General features: G+C 74.0%; 2 protein-coding genes. Both read right to left on the bottom strand.

All coding sequences use genetic code 11. The annotated features are described in order from the left end of the window. The coding region (locus ACTWQH_RS32735; protein WP_443290451.1) for a beta-ketoacyl synthase N-terminal-like domain-containing protein at positions 1–247 on the bottom strand (247 nt) is incomplete at its 3' end. Between the two features lie 20 nt (positions 248–267). Continuing rightward, the coding region (locus ACTWQH_RS32740) for a phosphopantetheine-binding protein (protein WP_443290452.1) at positions 268–1,180 on the bottom strand (913 nt) is incomplete at its 5' end.

The following is a 1,180-nucleotide window of genomic DNA, read 5'->3' on the forward strand; positions in this document are numbered from 1 at the left end:
GGTAGAGCCCGTCGAGGTCCCAGCCGCGGTTGGTGGGGAACGGGCCGATGGCGTCGGTGCCCTCGGCCACCAGCCGCCACAGCTCCTCGGGGGACGACACCCCGCCGGGGTAGCGGCACGCCATGGCCGTGATCGCGACGGGCTCCTGATGGCGCTCCTCTACCTCGCGCAGGCGTTGCTTTGCCTCGCCCAGGTCAACGGTGACGCGCTTGAGGTACTGGCGCAGCTTGTCTTCGGTGGTCGACATGTCTTCTCCGTCACTCCCCGTCAGGACGTGCCCAGTTGCTGGTCGATGAGCGCGAACATCTCGTCGTCGGACGCCGACTCCAGCGCCTCGCCGTCGAGGCCCGCGGCGCCCGCCGCCCGGTCCCGGCCCTCCAGCCTGGACAGCAGGTCATGGAGCCGGCCCGCGATCGTCTCGCGGGACTTCCCGTCCACGTCGTGGCTGCTCAGGGTGGACTCCAGCCTGGCCAGGTCGTTGAGGACGGGCGCGAGAGGATCGACCGCCGTCGCGGCCGTGGCCGCCTGGTCGGCGGGGGCGAGCTGCTGGTCCAGGTAGCGGGCCATGGTCCCGGCGTCGGGATAGTCGAAGACGAGCGCGGCGGGCAGCCGCAGCCCCGTCGCGGCCGAGAGCCGGTTGCGCAGTTCCACGGCGGTCAGCGAGTCGAAGCCCAGCTCCTTGAAGGAGCTGTCCGCCCGGACGGCCGTCGGGTCGCTGTGACCGAGCACCGTCGCCGCGTGGGTGCGCACCAGGTTCATCAACTCCCGGTGCCGCTCGGCGCCGGAGAGCGCCGCGAGGCGGCCGGCCCAGTCGGTGGACTGGGCGACGGCGGCGGTACGCCGGACGGGCGCGCCCGTGGCGGCGATCGCGCGAAGCAGGGCGGGCACGGCGTCGGCCGGCTGGGCGCCGAGCGTGCGCGGATCGAGGTCGAGCGCCAGCGGGGACGGGCCGCCGTGGTGGAAGGCGGCGTCGAAGAGCGCCAGCGCCATGGGGGTGGACAGCGGGGTGAAGCCCGTGCGGCTCATCCGGGCCAGGTCGGCGTCCGCCAGATGGCCGGTCATGCCGCTTGCGTCGGCCCACAGGCCCCAGGCGATGGAGGTGCCGGGCAGGCCCGCGTTGCGGCGTCGTGCGGCGAGGGCGTCGCAGTAGGCGTTGGCGGCGGCGTAGTTGGCCTGTCCG

Source organism: Streptomyces sp. 6N223 (assembly GCF_052246635.1).
Classification (GTDB): Bacteria; Actinomycetota; Actinomycetes; order Streptomycetales; family Streptomycetaceae; genus Streptomyces.